Here is a 26,057-nt window from a genome sequence, read left to right as displayed (position 1 = left end):
TGATCTTATAAAAATAAAAAAAGGATAAAAACTTGGGAGAAGTCTCCCAGGCTTTTATCCTTCCGTGTAGTATAAACGCTTAAAGCGTCTATACCGCTCTCTCTCGGACCAGGCTTAAATCAACAAGTGATTTAACGGAACCCTAGAAAGCTTTTTCGTCCCCAACTCTTTGTGAGAACCTTTATTCGTTTGATCTTGTTTCAAAGTATATCTTCTCCTCGAAAGCACAACAACCACATTGTCAGAAAACTTAACAAACTTTTCTTAATGCCTTATTTCTCTTAAACTCGTCCAATAAACAGACAAATCTAAATAATTAAAAAACAGTGTTAGATAATATTACAGACTTGTTGAAACGAAGTGGATTTTCCAGGAAAAATAAACACCATAACTTTCGCATGATAAATGAAACCAAGTTTGCAGCGCTGCTACTTTATTCATTTTAACAAACGCTATACCAGTATATTAAAACGTGATAAAGGGAGAGGTTTTATAATGAGTGAAGGAAGAGAACTAAAACGAACACTAACTTTGTTTCAAGTCGTTATGCTCGGTCTAGCCTGGAATACACCAATGATTTATTTTTCTGTTTTTGGAGTAGCTTATGAAGGATCTAGTGGTTTTCTAACACCAGCTTATGCGATAGCTGTTTTGGCTGTTCTCTTTACTGGAGCAAGTTACGCCGTGATGGCAAGAAAACTTCCTATTTCAGGATCAGCTTATACTTTCGTTAAAAAAACGATGAACCCCAACCTTGGTTTTGTCGTTGGATGGGTTCTTCTATTAAATTATCTATTCGCTCCGATCATCGCCTGTATTACATTTGGAATTTTTCTAAATGCGCAGTTCCCTTCTATCCCTCCAGCCGTTTGGATTGTTGGTCTTACTGTCATTCTAGCTGCCATCACTATCTTTGGCGTTAATTCTTCTGCTAACATTAGTAGTATTTTTGTTTTATTACAGATCTTCTTCATCCTCGTATTCATTGCTTTTATGATACACGGCTTACTGAATGGAGCCGGTACAGGAACCGTTCTTTCTATCCAACCATTTCTTGACTCTGAATTGTCCTTATCACTAGTTTTAGCTGGAGCATCTATCGTCATCTTCTCGTTCCTAGGTTTTGATACGATGACGACATTATCAGAGGAAACAAAGGACCCGAAAAAAACGATACCAAAAGCAATTTTTATTATGATTGCGATTGTTGGTGTACTCCATGTTGCAACTTCATATTTTATCCAACTTATAGCGCCTAACTTTACTTTTCAAAATCCAGATTCAGCCGCACTAGAGCTCGTTAGTGTAGTTGGAGGAAGTTTACTTAGCTCTTTCTTTATCACTGTTTTAATTGCAGCTATCTTTACACAGGGACTCGCTTCCGTTACGGCTGTTTCAAGACTTTTGTTCGTAATGGGACGTGATTCTATTTTACCAAAACGTTTTTTCGGCTATATCCATCCAAAATATAAAACACCAGTTTTAAACATCGTATTTTCATCCATTGTAGCTCTTCTAGCTATTTTTATAACGATTGATGCAGCCCTCAGGTTCGTTAATTTCGGCGCGTTAACTGCTTTCTTTTTTGTGAACCTTTGTGTTATCACTCTGTATATAAAAGACAAATCAAACAAACGTTCATTTAAAAACGTTGCAGTCAACTTGATCTCTCCTTTAGTCGGAGCGACTTTTATTATCTGGTTACTCTTTTTATTAGACGTACCAACGTTGGTTGGAGGATTTATTTGGATAGCGGTTGGCCTATTGTATCTTAGCTTCTTGACGAATCGCTTTAAATCTCCTTTGACTGATTCAGGCAGTGAGCAAATTGAATTTTCTAAGGTAGCTGACGATAAAAAAGCTGTGTAATATTACTATTTCAACATATTTCTAAGAGCCGACTGAATCACAATGTGATTCAGTCTTTTTTATAAGACTTTTCATGGTTAGGGATACAGTCTAGCGACTTCCAGATTGCAAGCGAGCTTGTTCTGCCGTACGTCCTACATTTAATTCAAACCCATAACCTGGTGTACCTGTGTACTTTTTTTGACCTAATGGTGTCAACGTTCTTCCGTATAAATCAAACCCTTCCTCCCCTACATCATTTCTTCCTACGTTAGTGGTATTGTGAGAATGATCTTGGCTGGTAGTCCCGACGTATCCGTTGTGATAGCTGTTATTCATTTGAACCTGATTGTTCGGATTAGCTTGATTTCCCGCACAACCTGAAAGACTCATTAACAATGTACTAACTAGCGATAATGCCAACACACTTTTTCTCATTGTTATAACCCTCCTTTTTCTTATATGTTGGCTCTCTCTCTTTAAAAATATCAGTTATAATTTTGAATACCATATCGCATCCACAGTCCTGTTTACTTCTCCCTTTTTTTGTAGAAGTGGTAAAGTATTGAAGAAAATTCTGTCTCTCTGTTAATTCTTACTCTTCTACTGACCATAAAAAATATCATATAACATACATGTTACAGCTATAATCGCTTAACTACTTCTTTTGGGAACCATGTTACATCGCTTATGAAAAACTCCTTTTTTGTTGATACTAAACAATTGAGTAAATACTTTAAGAATTATAAGGGGGTCCCCCATGACGACAAATGAAAATAAAGACCTAAGAATACGTAGTATCGACATTAGTGAAGGTAAAAATCGCTCTCCTAATCGTGCTATGTTAAGAGCTGTTGGATTCAGTGACGACGATTTCAAAAAACCGATGATAGGTGTAGCAAGTACATGGAGCGAAGTAACCCCATGTAACATACATATTGATCAGCTCGCTTTAAAAGCTAAGGATGGCGCAAAAGATGGTGGCGGTGCTCCTTTAATTTTTAACACGATTACGGTTTCTGATGGAATCTCTATGGGTCATGAAGGCATGCGTTATTCTTTGCCTAGTCGTGAAGTGATTGCCGATTCGATTGAAACAGTGATGGGAGCCGAGAGACTTGATGGATTAGTAGCAATTGGCGGTTGTGATAAGAACATGCCAGGCTGTATGATCGCCATTGGTCGCTTAAATGTTCCTGCTGTCTTTGTTTACGGTGGTACAATCGCACCAGGTAAATCAAAACATGGAAAAGATATTGATATCGTCTCCGTCTTCGAAGCAGTTGGTCAATATAGCGCTGGTAAAATGGATGAAGAAGACTTAAAAGATATTGAATGTCACGCTTGCCCAGGCGCCGGATCTTGTGGCGGAATGTATACAGCTAATACGATGGCTTCTGCGATCGAAGCGATGGGAATGAGTTTACCAGGGAGTGCGTCAAATCCAGCTGAAACATCTGAGAAACTGACAGATTGTTATGAGTCTGGAGAAGCAGTTGTTGAACTGCTCCGACAAGGAATTTATCCTAAAGACATTATGACAAAAAAAGCTTTCGAAAATGCCATCACTGTCGTTATGGCTCTTGGCGGGTCGACTAATGCATTTTTACATCTCCTTGCTATTGCCCATTCTGTTGATGTTGATCTTACTTTAGATGATTTTGATCGAATTCGTAAAAAAGTTCCTCACCTAGCTGATTTAAAACCGAGCGGAAAGTATGTCATGCATGATCTCCACTCAGTAGGCGGTGTCTCAGCTGTTATGAAAGTTTTATTAGAAAAAGGGCTACTGCATGGCGACTGTATAACCGTCACTGGTAAAACACTTGCTGAAAATTTAGCAAAACAAGATTCCTTATCAGAAGGCCAAACCGTGATTCGTCCATTTGATCAGCCAATTCGCGATTCAGGTCCTCTTTATGTGCTCAAAGGTAATCTAGCACCCGAGGGTGGGATTGCGAAGATGTCAGGATTGAAAATTCGCAAAATCACTGGACCTGCCAAAGTATTTGATTCCGAACCGGAAGCGACAAAAGCCGTTTTAGACGATGAAATTCAAGCAGGCGATATTGTCGTGATCAGGTACGCTGGACCAAAAGGTGGACCAGGAATGTCGGAAATGCTTTCAATTACAGGAATCATCGTTGGGAAAGGACTAGGTGAAGAGGTTGGCCTTATTACAGATGGAAGGTTTTCAGGTGGTACCCACGGTTTAGTTGTCGGTCATGTCTCACCAGAGGCACAAGTCGGTGGGCCAATTGCCTCATACAAACAGGCGATATCATTACGATTGATAGCGAAACACAAGAGTTATCTGTTCATCTATCCGATGAAGAGTTAGCTAAAAGAAAAGCAGAATGGACCGCCCCACCATTTCGCTATCCTAGAGGCGTGCTTAATAAATATGCAAAACTTGTCTCATCTGCTTCAAAGGGCGCAGTAACGGATTTATAATAACTTGCCTTGTAATCGTTTAAAAATATAACGAAAAAAGCACTTGGACTGTGTATTAGTCCAAGTGCTTAGTAAGGAACATCTAAACAACTGATTTTACTTTATTCTTCCCGCTTTCTTTCGCAGCATAAAGAGCTAAGTCTGCTTCATGTACGACCTCTAAAACATTAGCTTTTCCAGTTGAATCGGCAACACCAAAACTACAAGTAACCGTAATGAATGCGTCATCGACCTTTACTGGAGATTGTTCAATCATAAAACGCAATTGTTCTGCTTGAAACAACGCATCTTTTTCCGAGACGTACGGCAACAGAACAATATATTCCTCTCCACCAAAGCGGGCACATTTTACGTCCCCCGCCATAGTGTTATTGAGTAAAGTTGCAACATGAACGATGACTTTATCCCCTACCAGGTGCCCAAATGTATCATTTATTTTTTTAAAGGAATCAATATCAAACAAGATTACTGAAAATGGCTTGCCTTCCATTTGATTAATTAATTTCATAAAATACCTACGATTAAACAGCTTCGTTAACTCATCGGTATTCGCAAGTATTTGTTGCTCATCTGCACTTTGTTGCAGTTGCCCAACAAGGCTAAACAAGCTTGACTTCATCGTATTAAATGATTGCGTTAATTCGCCAATTTCATCATGACTCTTTGACTTTAGTTCTTGTATGCTAAAATCTCCTGCCGCAATTTGCTTTGAGTACGCATTCAATTGTTTAATCGGTTTTACTATTTTGTTAGTAGAAATATACATAGATACACTCGACAAAATTAAAATAACGATCCCGCTCAAAACAAACATGTACATGATTTCTTGATTATTTTGTTTCGAGAGAATATCGTATTGCTTTTTTATCGAAGCACTTAATAAAGATACGTCATTTAACACGCCATTCGTTATAGAAGATAACTGAATCGCAACAGTTGAATTCCTTTCCTCAATGACGACTTCCATCTTTTCTTGAATTCGGCTTATTTTTGTTTGAAACAGATCAAATCGTTCTTTATCTTTATCATCTGTTATTTCTATTGTATTAAGCAGGTCTACTTCTTCTAGTAAGAGGTGATATTTAGTTAACACATGAAGACGATTACTTTCAGTCGCATTCTTCCCGTAATTTTCTAATGATTGTTGATAGCTCACTAATGAACTGTTTAATTTTTCAACTTGCAGAAGCGTGTTTGAGAAACTACTAGCGGTCGTTTGCATGTTAAATAGTTGAAAGATAATCACAGACATAACGAGCAGACTTAGCAGAATAGTCACGGCAGTGTGTAAAAGAAACTTAGATTGAAGATTCATAAAACAACTTGCCTCCTATTCTTCCAGTTCAATTGCTGCTTGTGATTGAATCATTAAACGTTTTTTAATTTTTTCTAACTGTTTTTCTTCTTGTTCAGTTAGTGAAAGTAAGCGAACTTGCGATAGTTCTACCCCGTCTTCTAATAATCCAAGTTCCATATGCTGACTGGCTAATGTTCCTGTTTCAACTAGTTCTTCAACGGCTGTATAAATGGCAACATCAACGTTTTTTAGCATCGAGGTAATGACCGCTTTTTCAGCAAGATAAAATTGATCGCTATCAACACCAATTGCGTATATCTCTGATTGAACCGCTTGCTCAAGAGCCCCTAATCCCGTGTAACCAGCAGCAGGAAATACGATATCCACATTTTCATTTTTTACTAAATTCGAAACGATTTCACTGCCAATATCAGGAGCACTGAAACTATTTGCATAAGTTACTGTAACCCTTGCGTCAGGATTAATTGATTTCACTCCATCGACAAAACCATTTTTGAATCTTTCTATTACTGGTGCTTGCATACCGCCTATAAACCCTATTGAGTTGGTTTCTGTTTTAAAGCCGGCTACAACGCCTGCTAAAAAACTTCCTTCATATTCATTAAATGTTACTGAAGTTACATTGGGAAGATGGATTTCCTCATCAATGTACATAAATAATTGTTCTGGATTTTCAGTGGCAATAGCCATAAAGTCCTCTTGCATCGTATAACCTAATCCAATAATTAAGTCGAAATCTTCTTCAATCAATTGTTGTAACCCATCTTTAAAGGAAGAAGCCAATGTAAGGTCACGATAATCAAACTCTATTCCTAGCTCGTCCCTTGCTTTCATTAAACCTATAAAAGCAGTATCGTTAAACGAATGATCTCCTAATCCATCATCTGCTAACAAGACACCTATTTTTACTTTATCTGCTTCTTCATCTATCGTAACAAAATGTGTGCATCCTAATAGAACGGAGCAAATGATTAATAGAAACATTCCAAGCGTATAAAATGACTTCATTAACAAAGCTCCTTTTTGATCTTTTCCTTTCTATTGTAAAGCTTAATTTGAAAAAGAACTATTAAAATTTAAACTATTTTTATCGTTTATCACTGGAACATTTTCCTTATCTTTATGAAATTAGTAAACTCTTTCTCAATTGACTTCTATATATGAAACTTACTCTGTACTATTATTTCCTGTACCCTTTTAAAATTTTATTTCTTTATAATAAGGATCGAACTAATAAATTAAGCAAGAATTTTAGGTGAAGAGGGGGTGTTCATACGAGGAAAAAGTGGAAATATTATTAATTGGGAAAATATAATTCTAACAGCCATCACTAAAAAGAATCATTTCTTTTATCAAAAAACATAAAAGGACCTCTATTGATCACGAAGTCCTATCGGTTCAACCAGATTGAGTTATGAAATGATTGACTTTAAAATGCAGCAACATTATAAAAGAAAACACCTGTTAAAAATAAAGCACAAACAACGATACCTATCATACAAGTTACCACTTCACTCTTTGTTTGTTTGTTCACTGCTACTACCTCCAATAATATGTTTTAGTAGTAGCAGTGTGACCAAAAATAAAAACTCCTATACTAGCTTTTCAAAGAAATTAATCTAGTTTACTTGAGTTCATATGTTTTAAACGTTCGTAATTAAATGCTTTTTGAGTTCGTCTCGAATATCATCTGGAATCCTCTCCGTTTTTTGCGTTTCGAAATTAAAGTTAACATAGGTTGCCTTTCCCCGTGCGCGGACAATCCCATTTTGATGAATTTCTTCGTAAATACCAAAACTAGAGTTTCCAATTTTTGAAATCCAAGTTTTGATCGTCACTGGAATGCCATAATAGATTTGTGCTTCATAATCCACTTCCATTTTGATAATGACACATCTCCAACGAGCAAAGGATAGATCTGGGGTAAAAAGTTTAAAGATTTCATCCCTTCCTGATTCAAACCAAATTGGAATTGTCGTATTATTTATATGCCCAGCTCCATCTGTTTCGGATACTCTTGGATCTATTATCTTACTAAACATACATATCACGTCTCCTTTGATTTCTAAATGAGTCTAACCATCTATTCAAACACGAATTCTAAAAAGCTCAAAAGCATTTTCGATATCAGGGTCTAATTAGCCGCCTATGCTCATTTAATCCAATAAAATGTTAGTTTATATTCTAGGTTTATCCAATATTTCCTCTTACTCTCCAAATCTATCACTAAACCACTTTCGACAAAAAATACATTAAATGGTCATTCTCTTTATTGTCATTTATCTAATTTTAGATTAATCTAGATATATAATACTAGACAGGAGGCTTAGTGTCGTGCCTTTGCTACAACCATTTTCTACTTTTATTGTTCATCATTCAGACGACTACGATGAGCTAGTTTCACAACTTGATAGGCAAGTTGCGATCCTATTTCCTGCTGAGAAACAGTTTTCTACAAAAATTGCTTTATTTGAAGCTTTTCATAACTCAATGGAACACGGAAACTATCCGATTACGATAGAATTCGCAACGAAATCAGCTGAAGTTATGATTACAATCAAGGACAGTGGGAACGGATTTCCTATTAAAAATAAACTGAGACTAATTGAAGAAAAAGGTATCGACAAACTTCTGGAAGATAGAGTATTAGAAGTACGTGGAAGAGGCATTTACATGATGTTAAAAACAGCGACAAACGTTCTTTTTGCTGAGCAAGGCAATCAAGTTTCATTAACTTTTAAAACAGTTTAAATTTCATTGAATTAATCTTTATATTGAGACTTATGGATGCGATGACAACTACCTATATGTGGGCACCTATGGTAGTTGGAGCAGGAGGTGCAACCGGCCTAAGTTATGCAGGGGGGCTATTGGGATGTTTAATCATCAATCAAACACGTCTTTTCACCTAATTAGCGACAACGATCTTCTCGAGCTTCACGTTAAGGTTCAGACAATTACTGAAATCGGAACTGATTTCAAACAGTTGGTGGAAGAAGAATTAAAGAGACGAGGTTTGTTAACAGCGCTAGCTAGCGAAGAGAATAATAAGTAATTATTACTGATGAGTGATTTGCTCGTCAGTTTTTTGTTTTTGTATTTGAATTTTTTAGTAGTTTATTCACTTTGTGTCAGTTATTAGGAACAATTCTTCCGTATTTTAAAGTTTGATTATTCTAATATTTATTATTGCAGTAAAAGTTATTCATAATCTATACTATTTTAAATAGATCCGTTCTGTTCATCAGATAGGATTTATTTAACATTAAAAGTGAGGTGGTCGCTGTTGGTGCAGTTCGAAAAGAAATATGAGGAGTGGCTTCAAAAAAACCTCCTCGAAGAGAAAAATCATAGAAGACGTGAAATTCTTGAAAAGGGGTTGGGTCATGGCACCGTTGAATTTTTACGATCAATTTGGTTTCCAACTATCGGGAATTTAGATCATTTGTATCCCGAGTGGGAGGTACGTGATCTTAACAATCGTTATCGTTATTTAGATCTTGCTTACATACCTAATGGCCATGTTGGAAAAGGCTGTATTGAAATTCAAGGATACGGCCCTCATGCTAGAGATCTTGATGTAAGACGCTTCAAAGACCTTTGTTGGAGGCATTCTCTATTAGCACTTGATGGATGGACATTATTACCAATCGCTTATTTATCCATTATCGAAGAACCTAAGCAGTGCCAACAACTTATTCTTGCTTTCATCGGAAAATTCATGTCTTCCACCAATTCCCCTTCTCATTTATCCTGGCTTGAAGCCGAAGTAGTCCGTTTTGCAAGCCGCATTCTTCGCCCAATTACTCCAACTGAAGTATCCATTCATTTAAAAATTAGTGCTCGCCACACAAGACGTATTCTCCACAAACTTGTTGAATCACAAATTCTTGCCGTCGCAAGCGGAACAGAGCGTTGAAGATCTTATACTTTAGTAGATTCGGATGCTGTTCTACGTCCAAAATGAGAAATCAGATAAGATATACTTGCCTTCCAGCTTTAGAGACACTGCATTCACAGCAATAGGGAACCCAGGGTCCTTAGGACAGTTATTAATTTCTTGGAGGACTGAGAAGACCTTATTGCCTTCAAATTCACCTGTTTGGATTGCTTCGCGGACTCAGATGCTCTTATTCACTTAAAACAGACTGCTTCGGCAATGGTTTTGAGCTAATAAGGAATCTCCTGACCTCTCACCTCTCAGATCACACTGTTTTTAGGTTAATAAGGAACTCTCTGTCCGCATTACCATGCTCTATCATATTTTGACACTATTTTGCGGACTGAGATGACCTTATTGCCTTCAAATTCACCTGTTTGGATTGCTTCGCGGACTCAGATGCTCTTATTCACTTACAACAGACTGCTTCTGCAATGGTTTTGAGCTAATAAGGAATCTCCTGACCTCTCACCTCTCAGATCACACTGTTTTTATGACAATAAGGAATCCTCTGTCCGCATACCATGCTCTATCATATTTTGACACTATTTTGCGGACTGAGACGACCTTATTGGCTACAAATTCACCTGTTTGGGTCGCTTCGCGGACTCAGATGCTCTTATTCACTTACAACAGACTGCTTCTGCAATGGTTTTGAGCTAATAAGGAATCTCCTGACCTCTCACCTCTCAGATCACACTGTTTTTATGGCAATAAGGAATCCTCTGTCCGCATATCACAATGACAGAGTTCTTTTAAGAAAATTACAAAAACCCTCTTGTAAACAAGAGGGTTTTAAAAGATGGAGCATAGCGGGATCGAACCGCTGACCTCCACGCTGCCAGCGTGGCGCTCTCCCAGCTGAGCTAATGCCCCAGGTCAAATGGGTAATTCTATTATATGATGTTCTCACTCAATATACAAGCTAGAATATCCATTCTAAGATCAACCATAATAAACCAGCTAAAACTGCAACGATCATGGAGCTTAAGACCATCTCAAATGTAAGCTTACGGTGTTTAACGATATCAAATACGAGCCAGCCGCAAAAGATGGCAAATGCAAAAATAATTGTCGACATGTTTATTTCTCCTGTTTTTAGAATCTAAGCTTAATCATAACAAGCTATGATTGTTCAAGCAAGAGATTGGCCATACTGATTTATATGTGTCTGCAATATAAGTGAGGTGTGTTCATGTCACAATGGATTCTTTTGCGTACTGTTTTTGCTCATATTCCGTTAATCGTTAAGCTGGCAGCGGCTGTAATCGTTTCTGGAATAACGACGGGGGCTCTCGTTCATATATTAGAACCAAATAAGTTCCCTACATGGTTTGATGGGATTTGGTGGGCTTTTATTACAGTCTCAACGGTTGGTTATGGAGATTTCGTGCCTGAATCAACCTTTACAAGATTACTTGCAATCCTTCTCATATTTGTTGGTGTTGGGTTTATGACTTTACTCGTTACTTCGTTTGCCGGGGCCGCTGTTGAAATTAATCAATCGACACGAGAAGGAGGCGTCGCCTTTATCGGTGAAGGGCACGTCATAATTATTGGATGGAATGAAAGAAGTCGTCATGCGATTGCGACGATACATGAAGAAAAACCGCAGTTAAAAATTGTGCTCATTGATGATACATTGGTGGAGCTTCCTAAAATGTATAAAGGGATTCATTTTGTAAAAGGAAATAGCAGTGAAGATAGTATTTTGAAACAGGCAAATATCGGGCTTGCTTCCTCTGTCCTTATAACGGCAAATCAACAAGGAAATGAATTTAATGCCGATGCTCGTTCTGTTTTAACTACACTTGCCATTAAAGCGCAAAATCCAGATTTGTATACGATTGTAGAATTAATTACAAGAGATCAACTAGAAAATGCCTACCGAGCAGGAGCAGATACTTGTGTGATATCAACTTCTTTAACCGGAAATATGTTAACATCACATCTTCTTCACCCAGATACGAGTGAAGCGATTAGTCAACTGCTTGAATTTGAGAGAATGAGTTTACTTAAATTAAAACCTGTTCATCAAGCAATTATTGGCAACGCGTTTGTTGATATTATTACTGATAGTTATCTTAAAGGCTTTTTCCCTATTGGAATTAAAAGGGGCGAGCAAATTCTCATTCATCCGCACGCCACCCTGAAAATTGAACCTAATGATGCCTTGATTGTGATCGTTAGTCAAGCAAAGTAAGTTCGAGTTCTTGAATAAGGCTCTCTGCTGTAGGCATATATTTCGGATCAACGGAACCATCCTTATCAACTGGTTCTGAGAACTGGTTAACAGAACTATTCCACGTCATACTAACAAGACCGTTAAATACGTCTGGATTATCATCAAGACCTTCTTGATAAACATGATTTAAAAGAAAAGGTGTACCAATTTGTACAGTTACTCCCCTTTGTTCAAGCTCTCCGTCGATAGCTTTGAACGGTACTCGAAGAAATGTGTAACCATTTTCTTCGTCAATTTTATAATCAAAGAAACCGTGATCGTAATCCCAGCCTCCTCCAATGCTATAGCCAAGAGGTTTTAGTTTATCTTCTAGCTCTTTTAATTTAAATTGTTTTCCATCTACTTTAGATCGAAGAGTTATCATCTACCTCACCCTTTCACAAACTGTCTAATCATTACTAGTAGTTTGTCACGGGGTGGTGATATTATGCTCTAAAAAAGACTGCCTGAGAACAATCTTCTCAGGCAGCTTTTATAAGTGGCTGTGCGAAATGGATCGAACACGCCATCCCTCTAACCGTTAATAACAACAAATGAAACCTTTTAAATTAAAGGCGAGCTTCAAGCTCTTCTTTTTCTTTTTCGAATCCTGGTTTACCTAAAAGAGCAAACATGTTTTTCTTGTAGCTTCAACACCCTCTTGATCAAATGGGTTTACTCCAAGTAAATATCCGCTAATTCCAACTGCTTTTTCAAAGAAATAAACGAGGTAGCCGAAATAGTATTCGTTTAGCTCCGGTACATTGACAATTAGGTTTGGAACACCACCGTCTGTGTGAGCTAACATCGTTCCTTGGAACGCTTTTTTGTTGACAAAGTCCATCGTTTCACCAGCTAAATAGTTTAAACCATCTAAATCACTAGCTGCTTCTTCAATTGTTACATGTTCACGAACTTTTTCTACGTTAATAATCGTTTCAATTAAGTCACGACGACCATCTTGGACATATTGTCCCATTGAATGAAGATCTGTAGAAAAATCAACAGAAGCAGGGAAAATTCCTTTTCCATCTTTTCCTTCACTCTCACCAAATAGTTGCTTCCACCATTCAGAAACAAAGTGAAGAGAAGGCTCATAGTTGACCATTAACTCAATTGTTTTTCCTTTATTGTAAAGTGCATTACGAACCGCTGCATATTGGTAAGACTCATTTTCAGCTAAGTTCGGGTTGGAGAAGTCAACACTTGCTGCTTCTGCCCCTTTCATCATCGCTTCGATATCAAGACCACTTACTGCAATCGGTAAAAGCCCTACCGCTGTTAAAACGGAGAAGCGTCCACCAACATCATCAGGAACTACGAATGTTTCATAACCTTCTTCTGTTGCTAATGTTTTTAAAGCTCCTTTTGCACGGTCTGTTGTTGCATAGATGCGTGTACGAGCTTCTTCTTTTCCATATTTCTTTTCAAGATAATCACGGAAAATACGGAATGCAATTGCTGGTTCTGTTGTTGTACCAGATTTAGAAATAACATTAACTGAAACATCTTTTCCTTCGATTAATTGTAATAAATCTTTAATGTAAGTTGAGCTGATGTTTTGACCAACGAAGAAAACCTGTGGAGTTTTACGTTCTTCTTTCGTTAAGTTGTTGTAGAATGTATGATTTAAAGCTTCAATAGCTGCACGTGCTCCTAAATAAGAACCACCAATACCAATTACAAGAAGTACATCAGAGTCATTTTGAATTTTCTTAGCGGCTGCTTGGATGCGGGCAAATTCTTCACGATCATAGTTTTTAGGAAGATCAATCCAACCTAAAAAGTCGCTACCAGCACCTGTACCATTATGTAATGCTTCATGTGCAGTCGTTACTGCTCCTTGCATGTAATCAATCTCATGTTGATTAAAAAACGTTAAAGCCTTTGAATAATCAAAGCGAATTTTTTCCATTTTATTTGCCTCCATATGTAATATGAGATTCTCCCTCTTTCACTTTATCTAATGAAGCTTGAAGAATCAAGCTTCATTAGAACAAACCGTTAAAGAGCTGCCGTCAAAATTTTGCTTACATCTTCTTTCGTTAATGCTTTAAAGTTACCGAATGCTCCACGGTTAGAAGCGAGCTCAGCCATGCGGTCGACTTGGCTAGAATCAATATCATAATCAGCTAAACGATTCGGCGCTCCTAGAGTTGTCCAGAATGCAGATAACTTTTCGATTCCTTCTAGAGCAATTTCTTCATCAGACTTACCTGTTGAGTCGACTCCGAGAACTCGAGTAGCTAATTGGACATGTCGACTAATTCTTTCGTCTAATGTATGTCGCATCCAGTGTGGAAATAAAATTGCTAATCCACCAGCATGTGGAATATCGTAAACCGCTGAAACTGCATGTTCAATATTATGTGTAGCCCAATCTCCTCGTAGCCCCATCTGTGTAATTCCGTTTAGCGCCATCGTTCCACAATAAAGTATCGTTTCACGAAGGTCCTCATTTTCAAGGTCTTCTAACAGTTTCGGAGCTGTTTCCATAACTGTAAGGAGAATAGACTCCATTATGCGATCTTGTAATGGCGTGTTTTCGGCTTTATGAAAGTAGGCTTCAATTACGTGACTCATCATGTCAACCATCCCGTAAACCGTTTGATCTTCTGGTACTGAGATCGTGTTCTTAGGATCTAGAATCGAGAATTTAGGGAAAGAATACGGACTACCCCAACCTAACTTTTCATTGATTTCCCAATTTGTAATAACAGAACCAGCGTTCATTTCAGAACCTGTTGCGGCAAGAGTCAAAATAGTTCCAAGCGGAAGAGCATCATTAGGTTGAGCTTTTCTCGTAATAACATCCCAAATATCACCTTCAAATTTAGCTCCTACTACAATTGCTTTAGCAGCGTCAATGACACTTCCTCCACCAACAGCTAAAACTAGGTCAATATTATGCTCACGGCACAGTCCGATTCCTTTTTGTACAGTAGTTAACCTTGGGTTAGGTTCAACACCTGCTAATTCAGTAACATTTACATCAGCTTGCTTTAATTGACTGATGACAAATTCATAAAGGCCGTTTCGCTTAATACTTCCTCCACCATATACTAAAAGTACGTTTTTTCCGTACTTAACAACTTCCTTCGCAAGCGTTTCATTTTGCCCTTTTCCAAAGATTAATTTGGTCGGATTTTGAAAAACAAATGGATCCATTATAATTCCTCCTTTTTTTCCTTCACTTTATTATTACCAAACGGGTAAATATTGTAAACGATTGGCACTTCAGATCAATGCATAATTTTTTAGATAACGACTCATGCTAAATGGTGAAACACAACAAAAGGTTGTGTATAGGCGTTACTTTCGTGACTGCCTAAAAGACATTGCAGATAAATTCTTATTTGTATATGTTTAAAACCATAACTGGAGGTGAATATTGTGAGCGGTATTCAACGTACAGCATTAGTTTTAGCGATAATTGGTGCAATTAACTGGGGACTTATCGGTTTCTTCCGTTTCGACCTAGTTGCAGCTATTTTCGGTGGACAAGCAGCAGCTTTCTCACGTGTCATTTATGCCCTAGTTGGTTTAGCAGGTTTATATTGTATTTCTATTCTTTTCAAGCCAGATGAGGAGCTTGAACGCGCCCCTGAAACACAACGTTAATACGATGGCCAAAGGTCTAGCTCAAATTGAGTTAGGCCTTTCTTACTTATTCCCTACCCGCATTTAAAATCCTTTAACAAAATAAAGAGAAATAAAAAAACACCCAGAAGGGTGTTTTTTCAAGCAATTATTTCTTCGCGCGCTTGTTTAAGTCAGCTTGAATCTCATTTGATTGCTTTAACCACTCTTTTAATTTATCTTCTAGAGTGTTGAAACCTTGTTGTTGTTGCTTTTGTGGTTGTGGCTTACGTCCGCCACCGCCGCCAGCACCAGCAGGACGTGGCTTGTTAGCCGGACGAGCTGGACGCTCAGGAGCTTCTTGAGTTGCACGGATAGAAAGTGAGATTTTTCCAGAACCCTCTTCTACGTTCATAATTTTCACTTTCACTTCGTCTCCAACTTTAAGAACATCATTGATATCCTTAACGAATCCGTGTGCTACTTCTGAAATGTGAACTAATCCTTGTTTTTTTTCATCTAACGCTACAAATGCACCAAAAGGCTTGATGCCAGTAACTTTTCCTTCTACGATACTGCCTACTTCATAATTTGACATATACATACATCTCCTAGATAATTTTTAACCTTTTAATTTTAACATAACTAATCCGTTTACGCAAAAAGGACATTTTATCCATTATAGATTATACCCGGATTTGTCTAGCTCAAACTTTTAAAAAGGCTATTTTATAAGGCATTCCGATAAATCTTTTTTTCCCTAACGAATCCGTTGCATTGCGCTTCAGGCACTTGCTTTCCACAGGGAGTAAGCCAAGCCCCCACGACGTTCCGTCTGTGTGGTCTTGACCTTTCCTCTTTTCCCGCAGGAGTCAAGTGCCTTCCGCTCCATTACACTTTAGTTTTCACAATGATCGTAACAAAGGTGACGAAATTAAAATCAATAAAAGAACCCAAAAGTTTTTTTCTCTTTTGGATCCCTCATAAATTTTATTTAGTTAGAAGTTTCCCTCTTGCTAAAATTCGCTCTGCTAATTCAATTTTTAAGTCACGGCGATATTTATCGAGCTTGTATTCACTTCTTCGGTCAATTAATGTTACAACAGTTCCACTTTTGCCCATTCGTCCTGTTCGGCCGGCACGGTGTAAGTAACTATCTGAATTAGAAGGTGCGTCTAGTTGGATAATGTGTGTAACATCATCTAAATCAAGACCGCGAGCTGCTACATCTGATGCTACGAGAATATGAGTCTCACCTTTTTGAAACGATCGTAGTGCATGTTCTCTTTCATGCTTAGATTGATCCGAAGATAATGGCAGTGTTTTGATGCTTTATAAGAGAACTTCTCCGCGGTTTCACTTACTTTATCAAGCTGATTAACAAAGACAATCCCTTTTTCTATGTTCTCTGCATGGATTAAGCGACGGGCTACGTCTATTTTATCTCGTTCATCAGCTCTAATAAATAAATGCTCGACTTTTTCTGTATTCACTAAGCTTCCTTCTGCTTCTAATTGGACAACAAAAGGTGCTGCATCTGCTACTTGTTCTGAAAAGTCTTTCGGTATTGTAGCCGATACAAATAAAAATTGCGTGTCTCTCCCGGCTCTTTTAGCAATTTGCATCGTTGCTTCCCAGGAAGGACGCTCCGCCATCATACGATCCGCCTCATCAACAGCCACAACTTGAACTTCATGAAGCTTTAATTTTTTCTGTTCAAGTAATTCAAGCAATCTTCCTGGTGTTCCAATTGCTAATTGTGGCTTTTGCTTTTTTAGTTTTTCGATTTGACGATTAATATTTGCTCCACCAATATAGGATCCGATTACGATTGATTCTTTTTCGGTTAAACTTCTCGCTACATCGACAACTTGCATCGCTAATTCTTGAGTAGGAGCCAAAACAACGACTTGAAGATTTTTATTTTCTTTATTTACTTTAGCTAACGCTGGTAGTAAATAAGCAAGTGTTTTACCCGTTCCTGTTTGTGATCTTGCAATTAAATTCTGTCCTGCTAATGCTTCTGGTATCATTTTAATTTGAATATCCGTTGGTTGCTCAATTTTTTGTTCTTTTAATGCCTCCACCAAAAAACTTGGTAATTGGTCAAACGAAAATGTTTCGCTCATTCTATCCCTCTTTCTTTACGCCTCATTGCGACGCAACTGTTTCATCTGATCATCTGTTAATGTGTGTAATTGATTTAAAAAAGCTTCTTGAAAAGAGCCAATGCCTTGTTCGTTCGTTTGCTGAAAAGCTTGCTCACCAGCAATACCGAAAAAAGTCACTGCCGTCGTCGCCGCTTCTACTAGATTCTCTCTTTCTACAGCTATAAATGCACCGATCACAGCTCCAAGTAAACAACCTGTTCCTACAACCTTCGTTAACCAAGGATGGCCATTAGCTACTGTTTTGACAACAGATCCGTCTGTGATAACATCAACTTCACCTGTAACAACACAAACACAGTTAAATTGCTTGGCCGCTTGCTTAGCAAGTTCAATTTTATCTCCTTCCATTGAACCGTCCACGCCCTTTACCGTTGCTTGTACACCAAGTAAAGAAGCTATCTCACCTGCGTTTCCTCTTAACACGGAAACCTTCACTTCTTCTAAAATTCTCTTTGACATCGTCGTTCGGAACGAAGTCGCACCAGCACCGACAGGATCTAACACAACTGGAACGTTTGCTTCGTTTGCAGCTTGACCGGCAATAATCATATGATCAATTTGCTCAGTTGATAAAGTTCCAATATTAAGTAGAAGGGCTCCAGCTATTTGAGCTAAGTCTGCAACCTCTTCTTTCGCATAAGCCATAACAGGAGATGCACCCAAAGCAAGTAGTCCGTTGGCCGTAAAATTGGTTACAACCACATTAGTCATGCAATGGATAAGAGGATTTTCTTTACGAACTTGTTCGATCATCATTGCTCACCATCCAATAAAAGAATACTTGTGAAAATCTTACCGTTTTTCTTGTCTGAAAACAAATCTAAATATTTTCTGACGATTATGTATATTTTAAAAAAGAATGACCATACTGGCTATTACAATCGTATTCCCCCTACGAATAAAGGCAAGAGCTTAAGCTCTTGCCCCTTTTTTTGTTCTATTAATGTTTTTTGTTTTGGAATTTAGAACATTAAGTATATTTTTTAGTGAGGGTCATAATAAGTTTGAGGTGATTGTTATGGCTAAAGCAAAATTATTTGCTTGTATATTAATTAGTATAGCTTCTATTTACTCTGCACCCTTAGATAGTTTTGCAAATAATGAAACTAACGAGCAATTAGAGAATAAAGTGACAGAACTCACAAAACGAATTGAACGATTAGAACCAGAGAGTCCTAAGAACATTTATCATTCAGAATTTCATCCACCTTTTCCATCCGAGCTTTTTTCAATCGAAGAAGTAATTGAAACTGGGCACGATGTTTCATTCGAAGTTGGGATAGACAGACCAAGCTGGAAAAGACCTGTTTATAATAAAAACTGGCACAGTAGTTATTGGGGTGGACGCTGGAGTCATATTCCCAGTAACATACATAAAGCAATGCACAGAATGTTCATCGGTTTCCAAAGTGCAGGTCTATGGTTTGATTTAGGACAATCATTAGGTATTGTTGAAGAACTTGAAAACCCAACAAACGAGAAGGCTTTCTTTGAGGAGAACGTAAATGAAAAGATGGTCATTGTCATTATGCAAGCCGAGGTTATAAAATTAGTTAGAAAAGGCAACCAAGTAGTCTTAATTTCCGAACCTAAAAGAGACGGATTACAAGTTATCACATTGAACCATGATAAGGTTGCACCCATACAGCCTGACAAATATACACTTTTCCAATTAGTTACTCCTGATGGCTATGAATACGATTATACGATTAATTAAGGGGGGGAGATACTTTTATAAGATAGGCTATTGCGGGTGTGATTAAATTTCCAGCATCATAGTGGAGTGGAGCAGAAGGCACTGACTCCTACGGGGATAAGAAGAAAGCAAGAAGGCCACTGTAAAAGGTGAAAAACACACCTATTTCAGTGGCCTTGAAAGCAAGTGCCTGCAACGCAATGCAACGGCCCCGCTAAGGAATAAAACTATTTATACATTTACATTTTCTTTTCAATTTAAGCTTTTTCTTGATAGTAACAGTTAGCTAAAACATTAAAGTGACTTTAAAAAGCGATCTATCCGTTCAACTGATTGTTCTAGGTTATCCATTGAAGTCGCGTATGAACAGCGAATATGCCCTGCTCCGCCTTCTCCAAATACATGGCCTGGCACAACAGCCACTCTCTCTGCCATTAAAAGCTTCTCAGCAAACTGCTCTGACGACAAACCTGTTTCTTCTACAGATGGGAAAGCATAAAAAGCCCCTCCTGGAGTGTGACACGGTAAACCAATTTCACTAAACGACTTCACAATGAAATTTCGCCTTTGCTTATAGGACTGCTTCATTCTTTCAATATCGTCCATGCCACTCTTAAGCGCTTCTAGTGCCCCGTATTGAGCCATAGTTGGTGCGCACATTAAACTGTATTGATGTAGCTTTAGCATCGCTGCAAGCAAGTCTGGTGGCGCTAAGACGAATCCTAACCTCCAACCTGTCATTGCAAATGATTTCGAGAATCCAGAAATTAAGATTGTTCGCTCTTTCATTTTTGGAAGAGAAGCAAAACTAACATGATTTTCGTCATAGCTTAGCTCCGCGTATATCTCATCTGAGAACACAAGCAAGTCATATTGTTCGCAAAGATCAGCAATTTCTTGCATCTCCTGACCGTTCATTGTTGCTCCTGTTGGATTATTAGGAAAACAAAGCATGATTGCTTTTGTTCTTGGTGTGATCGCCGCCTTTATTTGGCTTGCTGACACTTTGAACTGATCTTCTTTCGTTGTTCCAACAGGGACTGCAACGCCACCTGCCATTTGGACAAGAGGGACATAAGATACAAAGGTTGGCTCTACGATAATTACTTCGTCACCTTCATCTAGAATTGCCCGCATACCGATGTCGATTCCTTCACTTGCACCAACAGTCACAAGTATTTCGGTTTCTGGGTCATATTGAACAGAGAATCTCTTGTTCATATAAGAAGAGATCTCTTTTCTTAATTCAAAAACTCCAGCATTTGCTGTATAAGCAGTAAAGCCGCGCTCTAGCGAGGAAATACTTGCTTCTCTAACATTCCAAGGAGTGACAAAGTCCGGTTCTCCAACTCCTAAAGAAATAATATTATCCATTTTAGATGCCAAATCAAAGAATCGTCTTATCCCTGATGGCTGAATTGATTGAACCCGCTTTGATAGACGTGAATTTAATTTAGTATGTGCCATTACGGAGTCACCACAATGCGATGATCTTCTTCTCCTTGATCGAACACAACCCCGTCATGTTTATATTTCTTTAATTGGAAATGAGTTGTTGTTGAAATGACCGTATCAATCGTTGAAAGTTTTTCTGAAACAAACCGCGCAATTTCAGTCATCGTTTTCCCCTCTATGACAACTTGTAAATCATACGCCCCAGACATTAAATACAAAGCTTTTACTTCAGGGAAGCGATAAATGCGCTCAGCGACTTCGTCAAATCCAACACCGCGTTGCGGCGTAACTTTCACATCTATCATAGCCGTTACCCCTTCTTGTTTTTCAACCTTGGTCCAATCAATGACGGCCGAGTAACTCAATATGACTTTGTCCTCTTCAAACTTTTTTAAAATGTTTTGAACCTCTTCTTCAGTAGCATCTACCATTTTAGCTAATGTTGGTAATGGGATACGCCCATTACTCTCTATAATTTGTAGGACTTCAATTGCTTTTGTTTCCATCTCTCTATAACTCCTTCCACTTTCTAAAGCGTATGGTATCTAATATTTTTGTTTATCATAACATACCGAACAATTAGAACGAATCATCTTTTTTTCTCATTATTCTAACATTTTTTCTTACTAAAAAGGAGTTTGATCCATGACATCACGTTATGCATTACTTATAATTGATATGATTAATGATCTTGAGTTTAATAGTGGATATCAATTGCTACCGCACGCACTAGAAGCTGCGAAGAATATAACGAAGCTTAAGGAGCGAGTTAAGGCTCAGAATATCCCTGTTATCTATGTCAATGATAACTACGGTAGATGGCAATCAGATTTTCGCCATCTCGTTTCACACTGTCTTCAAGAAGATGTCAGAGGGAAGCCGTTGGCGGAAATCATGAAGCAGCATCTGATGATTATTTCATCCTAAAACCTAAATATTCCGGTTTTTTTGCCACACCTCTAGACTTATTGTTAGATCATTTAAACGTCAATACCATTATTTTAACTGGGATTGCGGGCGACATGTGTGTGCAATTTACAGCCAATGATGCTTACATGAGAAATTATCAACTACTCATTCCATCTGATTGCGTTGCGTCTAACTCCACTGAAAAAAACGAGCGAGCTCTGCATACGATGAAGGAGGTATTAAAAGCAAATACCTCTGCTTCATCACAAATTGAATTACATTAAACTTTACCTTCTCTTATAACTTTAATGTTGTTAGTCTGTGCAAATTCAAGTAATTGTTGTGGAAAATCTTTAGGGGAATAACGTTGCAGCTTGATTCTCATTTTCTTTTCAACATACAATAATATAATTGTTTTTTCCCCTACTTCGATTACTTCTAGTTTTTCAATTTGTTCAGCTCGAATCGTTTTGTTGAATGTGATAAAACCAAAAAATTTAATAGCACGAGCTAATTCATTCTCTTTTATTTCAATATGATAACTAGTAGTCATGGCCGCAAAAAAAACAAATGAAAGACCATATGCAACAAATGTAAGCCAAGTCGCCTCTAGTGCATATGCGTAAGTAATCGTTAGTATAAATAAAAGAGCCCAAAGGAATTTAGGTTCATATGCTCTGTAAATCAAATTACACACCCCTTTTACTAGATTTTTTTATCTAAAAGTCCTAATCTACTATACCATTTTCCACTCGGAAATGAGACATATTAAGGTGAAGTTAACGTAAACAGACTGTATAAAAACTTCTATCCTGAGATTTTTTTAGTGAAAGGACGTTTTAACGAAGCAAAAGACGGGGAAGTATAATCGAGACCACTGAAAAAGTTCTTTTTAGCAGATTCAAGAAAGTAAAAAGGCCAGATTTAAAGGGGAAAATCACCCTTTTTAAGTGGCCTTAGTATAATCAGAGATTCTTTTTAAAGGAGAATAATATGTTTAATCATTCGTTTATGAAGCTCTTCATTACGAAACTAAAGACAGACCCTATCCCAGACTGGGCTGCGACGCTAGCTTATTATTTTATGCTTTCTATTTTTCCACTACTCATCTTTATTCTGGCTTTAATTCCCTATTTTCATTTTGACATTGATACGATCTACTCTTTTATTAATGATTATATACCTGAGGGACTTGCTGACATCTTATCAACGACTGTTCTCGAAGTAATTACAGAGCCACAAGGTGGGTTATTGTCTTTTGGTATTTTGGCCACCATATGGTCAGCTTCAAATGGCATGAACGGACTCATACGAGCGGTTAACCGTTCGTATAACATTGAGGAGACTCGTTCTTTTGTCCGCTTAAGATTGCTCTCGATCATTCTGACGATCGGGATGATTATAGTAATTGTCGTCACTCTATTGTTGCCTGTATTTGGTCATGTCATCATCGAAACGCTAGAAACCTATCTATTCCTACCACACGAAACAGCGAATGTCCTTAATACTTTGCGTTGGATTATCGGAATAGGCTTAATGACATTTGTTCTGATGATTCTATATAAACTTGCTCCAAATGTCCGACTAAGCTTTAAGCAAGTCATTATTGGTGCTATCTCAGCAACAGTCGGATGGCAAATCATTTCCATCGCCTTTTCTACGTACATAAGTAATTTCGGGAATTATACAGCAACTTACGGAAGTTTAGGTGGGGTTATCATTTTAATGCTTTGGTTTTTCTTAACTGGATTAATACTTGTTATCGGTGGAGAAATTAACGCTACTTTATATCAATTGAAGCATCAAAAGCCAAAATAAAGTGTTTTTTATTGATTTTTCACTAACCAATGTATAAAAGTTACCTTTCTGGAGATGATGGTAGCAGAATGCATCGTTAACACACGTTAACAAATTTAAATGAGGAGATGACAGGGATGAATAAAACGGAACTTGTACAAGCAGTAGCCGAACGTACACAACTAACGAAAAAAGATGCCGGAAACGCTGTCAATGCAGTATTTGATTTAATCGAAGAATCACTGTCCAAAGGGGAAACGGTTCAACTAATTGGATTTGGTAACTTTGAAGTCCGAGAACGTGCTGCTAGAAAAGGACGCAACCCACAAACTGGTGAGGAAATTGATATAGCTGCAACGAAAACTCCTGCTTTTAAAGCGGGTAAACAATTAAAAGAATCAGTAAAATAAGATTGAAAATTGATTTAATATGAAGAAAGACTGATTTCTTTTCCGGATTTCCGGTAAAAAATCAGTCTTTTTCTTAAGCATCTTGGTACGGATTCTCTTCTTCAGGCTTTTGATAAGTTACATATGTTTTCGCAAGTAGATCATGAATACTTCGCTTGTCTTTTCTAAAAGCAACCATGAAGGCACTGACAATGATACCAATACCTAAAGTTATTAAATAGACAAATCCAGCCACAATCACACGTAAAAACATTGTTCCGATTCCAACATTACTTCCATCCATCTTCAAGATGCGAATGCCGCATAATCTTTTTCCAACTGTATAACCATACCAAAAAACTGGCACTAACAATCCATAAAGTAAATTAATGATAGCATCCATTCCATCCTTCGCTGTTCCGTCAAGTCCGATTAGTGCGGCTAAAATAAAAATGGAACCTGAAATTATTAAACCATCAAGAATACTCGCTCCTAAACGAATCCAAAAACCTGCCGGGCGTTCAACCATTTTAAAACCTCCTTTTTCCTTCTTTAACAAGTATATTCGATTTTAACGGGATTATGAAGTAAAACACAAGACTCCATATGTTAACCAATTCCGAAAACCACTTGACAATATCTGATTCTCTCATTATTCTATTGTTAACTAATAATTAATAGAGGTGAACATATTGAAATCAAAATTACGCACGGCCGACCTTGTGCTTGTTGCCATGTTTGCTGCTTTAATGGCTATCGGTGCTAATTTAACATCTTTTCTTGTAATCGGTTCTGTACCTATCACACTACAAACTCTTTTCTCTATTCTTGCTGGTGCCTTACTAGGTCGTCGACTTGGAGCTTTAGCGATGATTGTTTATTTATTAGTAGGCTTAGTTGGATTTCCCGTTTTCGCTCAATTCTCCGGGGGCCTTCGAACGTTTGTTAGTCCAACATTCGGTTTTCTTCTTTCCTTTATTCTAGTCGCCTACGTTACTGGCCTTATTATTGAAAAAAGCAAAGAAAAGAAATTAACTACATTTTTAATTGCTTGTTTTGCTGGTCTTATCATTAACTATGTACTAGGAACTCATTATATGTATTTTGCTTTTCAATTTATCGCTAACCTAGATGCTGTTAGCTACCAAGTTGTTTGGTCTTGGATGGCCGCTCCACTTGTTAAAGATATTATCGTCACAATTTTCGCAGCGATTCTTTCGACAAGAATCTACAGTACTGTTAACAAAAGCAGAGGCGTCGTTCCCCAGAAAATTGCATAAAACATAAAAAATACACCTCATCAGGTGTATTTTTTATGTTTCTGAATCAACTTCTACATATTGAATGCGATACTCATCTTTATCCTTCACCATTTTAACCGTTAAACTCAGATGATCTACAGCAGGATAACCTAGTTCTCCAAACTGAGTTTGTCCATACATACTTTCTTCCGAATAGAACCTTACCGGAACACCATCTGCTCTAAGCTCTACCTCTTCGGCAAGCGCATTGACCTCAAGTTCTCTGCTAATCATTCTAAGGCCAGGGTTAAAAATCGTCTGACGTGTAATATCGTAATATGACGAGTTTCTCGAATAATCACGTAAATAGTCTTGAAACTCACCATTATAAACAAACCGCTGATCTTCTTGTATATAATGATCGGCTAGAAATTGATTCATTCCTTCTTCCGTCATATACGGGGCTAAGATTGACCTTATGGATTCTTCTGTATGGTACTTTTCATTGAAAAACATTTCTTCTTCATATGTATGATAAGCAAACAACTCATTCACTTCCATTAAAAATTCATCATAGAAAGATATCAGTTCTAATTCATTCACTTTATCGTTTTGACAACCAACTAAGAAAGATAAGCAAACTACAAAACTATATAGTCCTTTTTTCATTCCTAATACCACCCCTTTTACCTCTACTTATTAGACGAGTTACCTGCTAAAAAAGTTTCAATTTTTGGTAAATTCTACATTATTAATTTTCCCTTTAATCTTTCTTTTTAAACGAGAAAACAAGAATAATATTGTTTATTAGGGGTTTGGGTTAGGTGTCAAAGGGAGTAATTGTTATTAGCAGTTTGCATAGCTAGTTTAGTTAGGTCTTGGCTGATGAAGGAATTTATTGGACTTTAATTGGCATTCAGAGGGTCTTCATGATGCAATGAAGACCTTTTCATGATTAAATTGAAGATCAACTGGGCTTCATAACGTCGATGAAGACCTTTTCTCGCTTTATTTGAGGTCAAAATGGTCTTCATAG

At 37.6% G+C, this 26,057-nt stretch carries 28 protein-coding genes, 1 tRNA gene, 2 pseudogenes and 2 riboswitches; of the genes and pseudogenes, 13 read left to right on the top strand and 18 right to left on the bottom strand.

The window, feature by feature from the left end; all coding sequences use genetic code 11:
- Nucleotides 1-41 precede the first annotated feature (41 nt).
- Nucleotides 42-157: riboswitch (guanidine-I (ykkC/yxkD leader) on the bottom strand.
- 338 nt (nucleotides 158-495) lie between these two features.
- Nucleotides 496-1,869, top strand: a complete 1,374-nt coding sequence (locus JCM9157_RS17880) for an APC family permease (RefSeq protein WP_081734237.1) — start codon at nucleotides 496-498, stop codon at nucleotides 1,867-1,869.
- A 90-nt stretch (nucleotides 1,870-1,959) separates the two neighbouring features.
- Here JCM9157_RS17880 and JCM9157_RS17875 read toward each other — a convergent pair whose 3' ends face one another.
- A complete protein-coding gene (locus tag JCM9157_RS17875; RefSeq protein WP_035666878.1) occupies nucleotides 1,960-2,286 on the bottom strand; it encodes a hypothetical protein in 327 nt (108 codons plus the stop codon).
- A 322-nt stretch (nucleotides 2,287-2,608) separates the two neighbouring features.
- On the opposite strand from JCM9157_RS17875, the pseudogene ilvD reads away from it, so the two are divergent.
- Nucleotides 2,609-4,302: pseudogene (gene ilvD, locus JCM9157_RS17870) on the top strand (dihydroxy-acid dehydratase).
- 82 nt (nucleotides 4,303-4,384) lie between these two features.
- On the opposite strand, the gene JCM9157_RS17865 reads toward ilvD, so the two are convergent.
- The 3 genes from JCM9157_RS17865 to JCM9157_RS17855 form a co-directional block, all read right to left on the bottom strand.
- Complete coding sequence (locus tag JCM9157_RS17865; protein WP_035666877.1) at nucleotides 4,385-5,617, bottom strand: sensor domain-containing diguanylate cyclase; 1,233 nt, start codon at nucleotides 5,615-5,617, stop codon at nucleotides 4,385-4,387.
- Nucleotides 5,618-5,632: 15 nt separating this feature from the next.
- Nucleotides 5,633-6,628: a BMP family lipoprotein gene (locus JCM9157_RS17860; RefSeq protein ID WP_035666876.1), complete on the bottom strand. Its 996-nt coding sequence runs from the start codon at nucleotides 6,626-6,628 to the stop codon at nucleotides 5,633-5,635.
- A 635-nt stretch (nucleotides 6,629-7,263) separates the two neighbouring features.
- Nucleotides 7,264-7,662 carry an acyl-CoA thioesterase gene (locus JCM9157_RS17855; protein ID WP_035666875.1) on the bottom strand — a complete coding sequence of 133 codons (399 nt, stop codon included), beginning with the start codon at nucleotides 7,660-7,662 and terminating at the stop codon, nucleotides 7,264-7,266.
- A gap of 292 nt (nucleotides 7,663-7,954) precedes the next feature.
- On the opposite strand from JCM9157_RS17855, the gene JCM9157_RS17850 reads away from it, so the two are divergent.
- The 3 genes from JCM9157_RS17850 to JCM9157_RS17840 all read left to right on the top strand — a co-directional run bounded on the left by JCM9157_RS17850 (nucleotide 7,955) and on the right by JCM9157_RS17840 (nucleotide 9,539).
- Nucleotides 7,955-8,371 carry an ATP-binding protein gene (locus tag JCM9157_RS17850; protein WP_035666874.1) on the top strand — a complete coding sequence of 139 codons (417 nt, stop codon included), beginning with the start codon at nucleotides 7,955-7,957 and terminating at the stop codon, nucleotides 8,369-8,371.
- A 25-nt stretch (nucleotides 8,372-8,396) separates the two neighbouring features.
- Nucleotides 8,397-8,478: riboswitch (cyclic di-GMP riboswitch) on the top strand.
- A gap of 17 nt (nucleotides 8,479-8,495) precedes the next feature.
- Nucleotides 8,496-8,675: a hypothetical protein gene (locus tag JCM9157_RS17845; RefSeq protein WP_035666873.1), complete on the top strand. Its 180-nt coding sequence runs from the start codon at nucleotides 8,496-8,498 to the stop codon at nucleotides 8,673-8,675.
- A 231-nt stretch (nucleotides 8,676-8,906) separates the two neighbouring features.
- Nucleotides 8,907-9,539: a hypothetical protein gene (locus JCM9157_RS17840; protein WP_035666872.1), complete on the top strand. Its 633-nt coding sequence runs from the start codon at nucleotides 8,907-8,909 to the stop codon at nucleotides 9,537-9,539.
- A gap of 824 nt (nucleotides 9,540-10,363) precedes the next feature.
- Here JCM9157_RS17840 and JCM9157_RS17835 read toward each other — a convergent pair.
- Together JCM9157_RS17835 and JCM9157_RS24950 are read right to left on the bottom strand one after the other, a co-directional pair.
- Nucleotides 10,364-10,436: transfer RNA gene (locus JCM9157_RS17835), tRNA-Ala, on the bottom strand.
- A 49-nt stretch (nucleotides 10,437-10,485) separates the two neighbouring features.
- A complete protein-coding gene (locus JCM9157_RS24950) occupies nucleotides 10,486-10,641 on the bottom strand; it encodes a hypothetical protein (RefSeq protein ID WP_162831772.1) in 156 nt (51 codons plus the stop codon).
- 114 nt (nucleotides 10,642-10,755) lie between these two features.
- Between JCM9157_RS24950 and JCM9157_RS17830 the strand changes: the two genes are divergently transcribed.
- Nucleotides 10,756-11,763: a potassium channel family protein gene (locus JCM9157_RS17830; RefSeq protein WP_035666871.1), complete on the top strand. Its 1,008-nt coding sequence runs from the start codon at nucleotides 10,756-10,758 to the stop codon at nucleotides 11,761-11,763.
- Here the strand turns inward: JCM9157_RS17830 and JCM9157_RS17825 are convergent.
- From JCM9157_RS17825 to JCM9157_RS17815, 3 genes and pseudogenes are all read right to left on the bottom strand, one after another.
- The gene (locus tag JCM9157_RS17825) at nucleotides 11,747-12,169 is read right to left on the bottom strand and encodes a YugN-like family protein (protein ID WP_035666870.1); all 423 of its coding nucleotides are present in this window, start codon (nucleotides 12,167-12,169) and stop codon (nucleotides 11,747-11,749) included. The genes JCM9157_RS17830 and JCM9157_RS17825 overlap by 17 nt on opposite strands.
- Nucleotides 12,170-12,353: 184 nt before the next feature.
- Nucleotides 12,354-13,699 (bottom strand): annotated as a pseudogene (locus tag JCM9157_RS17820) (glucose-6-phosphate isomerase).
- An 89-nt stretch (nucleotides 13,700-13,788) separates the two neighbouring features.
- On the bottom strand, nucleotides 13,789-14,952 hold the full coding sequence (locus JCM9157_RS17815; RefSeq protein ID WP_035666869.1) for an iron-containing alcohol dehydrogenase: 1,164 nt from the start codon (nucleotides 14,950-14,952) through the stop codon (nucleotides 13,789-13,791).
- A 225-nt stretch (nucleotides 14,953-15,177) separates the two neighbouring features.
- On the opposite strand from JCM9157_RS17815, the gene JCM9157_RS17810 reads away from it, so the two are divergent.
- Nucleotides 15,178-15,405, top strand: coding sequence for a DUF378 domain-containing protein (locus tag JCM9157_RS17810; RefSeq protein ID WP_034751015.1), 228 nt, complete (start codon nucleotides 15,178-15,180; stop codon nucleotides 15,403-15,405).
- A 127-nt stretch (nucleotides 15,406-15,532) separates the two neighbouring features.
- On the opposite strand, the gene yugI is transcribed toward JCM9157_RS17810, so the two are convergent.
- The 4 genes from yugI to thiM all read right to left on the bottom strand — a co-directional run bounded on the left by yugI (nucleotide 15,533) and on the right by thiM (nucleotide 18,290).
- Nucleotides 15,533-15,961 carry a S1 domain-containing post-transcriptional regulator GSP13 gene (yugI, locus tag JCM9157_RS17805; protein ID WP_035666868.1) on the bottom strand — a complete coding sequence of 143 codons (429 nt, stop codon included), beginning with the start codon at nucleotides 15,959-15,961 and terminating at the stop codon, nucleotides 15,533-15,535.
- A gap of 392 nt (nucleotides 15,962-16,353) precedes the next feature.
- Complete coding sequence (locus tag JCM9157_RS25490) at nucleotides 16,354-16,683, bottom strand: helicase-related protein (RefSeq protein ID WP_235715046.1); 330 nt, start codon at nucleotides 16,681-16,683, stop codon at nucleotides 16,354-16,356.
- Nucleotides 16,599-17,492, bottom strand: a complete 894-nt coding sequence (locus tag JCM9157_RS17800; RefSeq protein WP_235715045.1) for a DEAD/DEAH box helicase — start codon at nucleotides 17,490-17,492, stop codon at nucleotides 16,599-16,601. The genes JCM9157_RS25490 and JCM9157_RS17800 overlap by 85 nt, the downstream gene beginning before the upstream one ends.
- 15 nt (nucleotides 17,493-17,507) lie before the next feature.
- Entirely contained in the window at nucleotides 17,508-18,290 is a 783-nt protein-coding gene (gene thiM, locus JCM9157_RS17795; RefSeq protein WP_035666867.1) for a hydroxyethylthiazole kinase, read from the bottom strand.
- 262 nt (nucleotides 18,291-18,552) lie between these two features.
- Here thiM and JCM9157_RS17790 point away from each other — a divergent pair, with 262 nt between their 5' ends.
- Entirely contained in the window at nucleotides 18,553-19,251 is a 699-nt protein-coding gene (locus tag JCM9157_RS17790) for a hypothetical protein (RefSeq protein ID WP_035666865.1), read from the top strand.
- Nucleotides 19,252-19,524: 273 nt separating this feature from the next.
- Here JCM9157_RS17790 and JCM9157_RS17785 read toward each other — a convergent pair whose 3' ends face one another.
- Both JCM9157_RS17785 and JCM9157_RS17780 read right to left on the bottom strand, forming a co-directional pair.
- Nucleotides 19,525-20,697 carry an aminotransferase gene (locus JCM9157_RS17785; RefSeq protein WP_035666864.1) on the bottom strand — a complete coding sequence of 391 codons (1,173 nt, stop codon included), beginning with the start codon at nucleotides 20,695-20,697 and terminating at the stop codon, nucleotides 19,525-19,527.
- Complete coding sequence (locus JCM9157_RS17780) at nucleotides 20,697-21,191, bottom strand: Lrp/AsnC family transcriptional regulator (RefSeq protein ID WP_035666862.1); 495 nt, start codon at nucleotides 21,189-21,191, stop codon at nucleotides 20,697-20,699. Before JCM9157_RS17780 ends, JCM9157_RS17785 begins: the two co-directional genes overlap by 1 nt.
- Nucleotides 21,192-21,330: 139 nt before the next feature.
- Between JCM9157_RS17780 and JCM9157_RS26135 the strand changes: the two genes are divergently transcribed.
- Together JCM9157_RS26135 and JCM9157_RS17775 are read left to right on the top strand one after the other, a co-directional pair.
- Nucleotides 21,331-21,612, top strand: coding sequence for a cysteine hydrolase family protein (locus JCM9157_RS26135; RefSeq protein ID WP_369384773.1), 282 nt, complete (start codon nucleotides 21,331-21,333; stop codon nucleotides 21,610-21,612).
- On the top strand, nucleotides 21,504-21,878 hold the full coding sequence (locus JCM9157_RS17775) for a cysteine hydrolase family protein (RefSeq protein WP_369384772.1): 375 nt from the start codon (nucleotides 21,504-21,506) through the stop codon (nucleotides 21,876-21,878). The genes JCM9157_RS26135 and JCM9157_RS17775 overlap by 109 nt, the downstream gene beginning before the upstream one ends.
- On the opposite strand, the gene JCM9157_RS17770 is transcribed toward JCM9157_RS17775, so the two are convergent.
- On the bottom strand, nucleotides 21,875-22,282 hold the full coding sequence (locus JCM9157_RS17770; RefSeq protein ID WP_035666860.1) for a hypothetical protein: 408 nt from the start codon (nucleotides 22,280-22,282) through the stop codon (nucleotides 21,875-21,877). The genes JCM9157_RS17775 and JCM9157_RS17770 overlap by 4 nt on opposite strands.
- A gap of 305 nt (nucleotides 22,283-22,587) precedes the next feature.
- Here JCM9157_RS17770 and JCM9157_RS17765 point away from each other — a divergent pair, with 305 nt between their 5' ends.
- Together JCM9157_RS17765 and hbs are read left to right on the top strand one after the other, a co-directional pair.
- A complete protein-coding gene (locus JCM9157_RS17765; protein ID WP_052013237.1) occupies nucleotides 22,588-23,412 on the top strand; it encodes a YihY/virulence factor BrkB family protein in 825 nt (274 codons plus the stop codon).
- A 116-nt stretch (nucleotides 23,413-23,528) separates the two neighbouring features.
- A complete protein-coding gene (gene hbs / locus JCM9157_RS17760) occupies nucleotides 23,529-23,801 on the top strand; it encodes a non-specific DNA-binding protein Hbs (protein ID WP_035666857.1) in 273 nt (90 codons plus the stop codon).
- A 73-nt stretch (nucleotides 23,802-23,874) separates the two neighbouring features.
- Here the strand turns inward: hbs and JCM9157_RS17755 are convergent, their stop codons facing one another.
- On the bottom strand, nucleotides 23,875-24,309 hold the full coding sequence (locus JCM9157_RS17755; RefSeq protein ID WP_035666854.1) for an RDD family protein: 435 nt from the start codon (nucleotides 24,307-24,309) through the stop codon (nucleotides 23,875-23,877).
- A gap of 154 nt (nucleotides 24,310-24,463) precedes the next feature.
- On the opposite strand from JCM9157_RS17755, the gene JCM9157_RS17750 reads away from it, so the two are divergent.
- On the top strand, nucleotides 24,464-25,060 hold the full coding sequence (locus JCM9157_RS17750; RefSeq protein WP_268870962.1) for a biotin transporter BioY: 597 nt from the start codon (nucleotides 24,464-24,466) through the stop codon (nucleotides 25,058-25,060).
- 33 nt (nucleotides 25,061-25,093) lie between these two features.
- On the opposite strand, the gene JCM9157_RS17745 is transcribed toward JCM9157_RS17750, so the two are convergent.
- Nucleotides 25,094-25,690: a hypothetical protein gene (locus tag JCM9157_RS17745; RefSeq protein WP_035666851.1), complete on the bottom strand. Its 597-nt coding sequence runs from the start codon at nucleotides 25,688-25,690 to the stop codon at nucleotides 25,094-25,096.
- Nucleotides 25,691-26,057: the final 367 nt, after the last annotated feature.

This window comes from Halalkalibacter akibai JCM 9157, assembly GCF_000513135.1.
GTDB lineage: Bacteria > Bacillota > Bacilli > Bacillales > Bacillaceae_D > Halalkalibacter > Halalkalibacter akibai.
This window is presented reverse-complemented; position numbering and strand designations above follow the sequence as displayed.

Coding starts and splice junctions, on each gene's coding strand:
- JCM9157_RS17765 (WP_052013237.1), top strand. CDS start 22,588: ATGTTTAATCATTCGTTTATGAAGCTCTTCATTACGAAACTAAAGACA.
- JCM9157_RS17790 (WP_035666865.1), top strand. CDS start 18,553: ATGGCTAAAGCAAAATTATTTGCTTGTATATTAATTAGTATAGCTTCT.
- JCM9157_RS17855 (WP_035666875.1), bottom strand. CDS start 7,662: ATGTTTAGTAAGATAATAGATCCAAGAGTATCCGAAACAGATGGAGCT.
- JCM9157_RS17780 (WP_035666862.1), bottom strand. CDS start 21,191: ATGGAAACAAAAGCAATTGAAGTCCTACAAATTATAGAGAGTAATGGG.
- JCM9157_RS17830 (WP_035666871.1), top strand. CDS start 10,756: ATGTCACAATGGATTCTTTTGCGTACTGTTTTTGCTCATATTCCGTTA.
- JCM9157_RS17755 (WP_035666854.1), bottom strand. CDS start 24,309: ATGGTTGAACGCCCGGCAGGTTTTTGGATTCGTTTAGGAGCGAGTATT.
- thiM (WP_035666867.1), bottom strand. CDS start 18,290: ATGATGATCGAACAAGTTCGTAAAGAAAATCCTCTTATCCATTGCATG.
- JCM9157_RS17865 (WP_035666877.1), bottom strand. CDS start 5,617: ATGAATCTTCAATCTAAGTTTCTTTTACACACTGCCGTGACTATTCTG.
- JCM9157_RS17815 (WP_035666869.1), bottom strand. CDS start 14,952: ATGGATCCATTTGTTTTTCAAAATCCGACCAAATTAATCTTTGGAAAA.
- JCM9157_RS24950 (WP_162831772.1), bottom strand. CDS start 10,641: ATGTCGACAATTATTTTTGCATTTGCCATCTTTTGCGGCTGGCTCGTA.
- JCM9157_RS17745 (WP_035666851.1), bottom strand. CDS start 25,690: ATGAAAAAAGGACTATATAGTTTTGTAGTTTGCTTATCTTTCTTAGTT.
- JCM9157_RS17845 (WP_035666873.1), top strand. CDS start 8,496: ATGTTTAATCATCAATCAAACACGTCTTTTCACCTAATTAGCGACAAC.
- yugI (WP_035666868.1), bottom strand. CDS start 15,961: ATGTCAAATTATGAAGTAGGCAGTATCGTAGAAGGAAAAGTTACTGGC.
- JCM9157_RS17775 (WP_369384772.1), top strand. CDS start 21,504: ATGGCAATCAGATTTTCGCCATCTCGTTTCACACTGTCTTCAAGAAGA.
- hbs (WP_035666857.1), top strand. CDS start 23,529: ATGAATAAAACGGAACTTGTACAAGCAGTAGCCGAACGTACACAACTA.
- JCM9157_RS26135 (WP_369384773.1), top strand. CDS start 21,331: ATGACATCACGTTATGCATTACTTATAATTGATATGATTAATGATCTT.
- JCM9157_RS17785 (WP_035666864.1), bottom strand. CDS start 20,697: ATGGCACATACTAAATTAAATTCACGTCTATCAAAGCGGGTTCAATCA.
- JCM9157_RS17800 (WP_235715045.1), bottom strand. CDS start 17,492: ATGAGCGAAACATTTTCGTTTGACCAATTACCAAGTTTTTTGGTGGAG.
- JCM9157_RS17880 (WP_081734237.1), top strand. CDS start 496: ATGAGTGAAGGAAGAGAACTAAAACGAACACTAACTTTGTTTCAAGTC.
- JCM9157_RS17875 (WP_035666878.1), bottom strand. CDS start 2,286: ATGAGAAAAAGTGTGTTGGCATTATCGCTAGTTAGTACATTGTTAATG.
- JCM9157_RS17825 (WP_035666870.1), bottom strand. CDS start 12,169: ATGATAACTCTTCGATCTAAAGTAGATGGAAAACAATTTAAATTAAAA.
- JCM9157_RS17860 (WP_035666876.1), bottom strand. CDS start 6,628: ATGAAGTCATTTTATACGCTTGGAATGTTTCTATTAATCATTTGCTCC.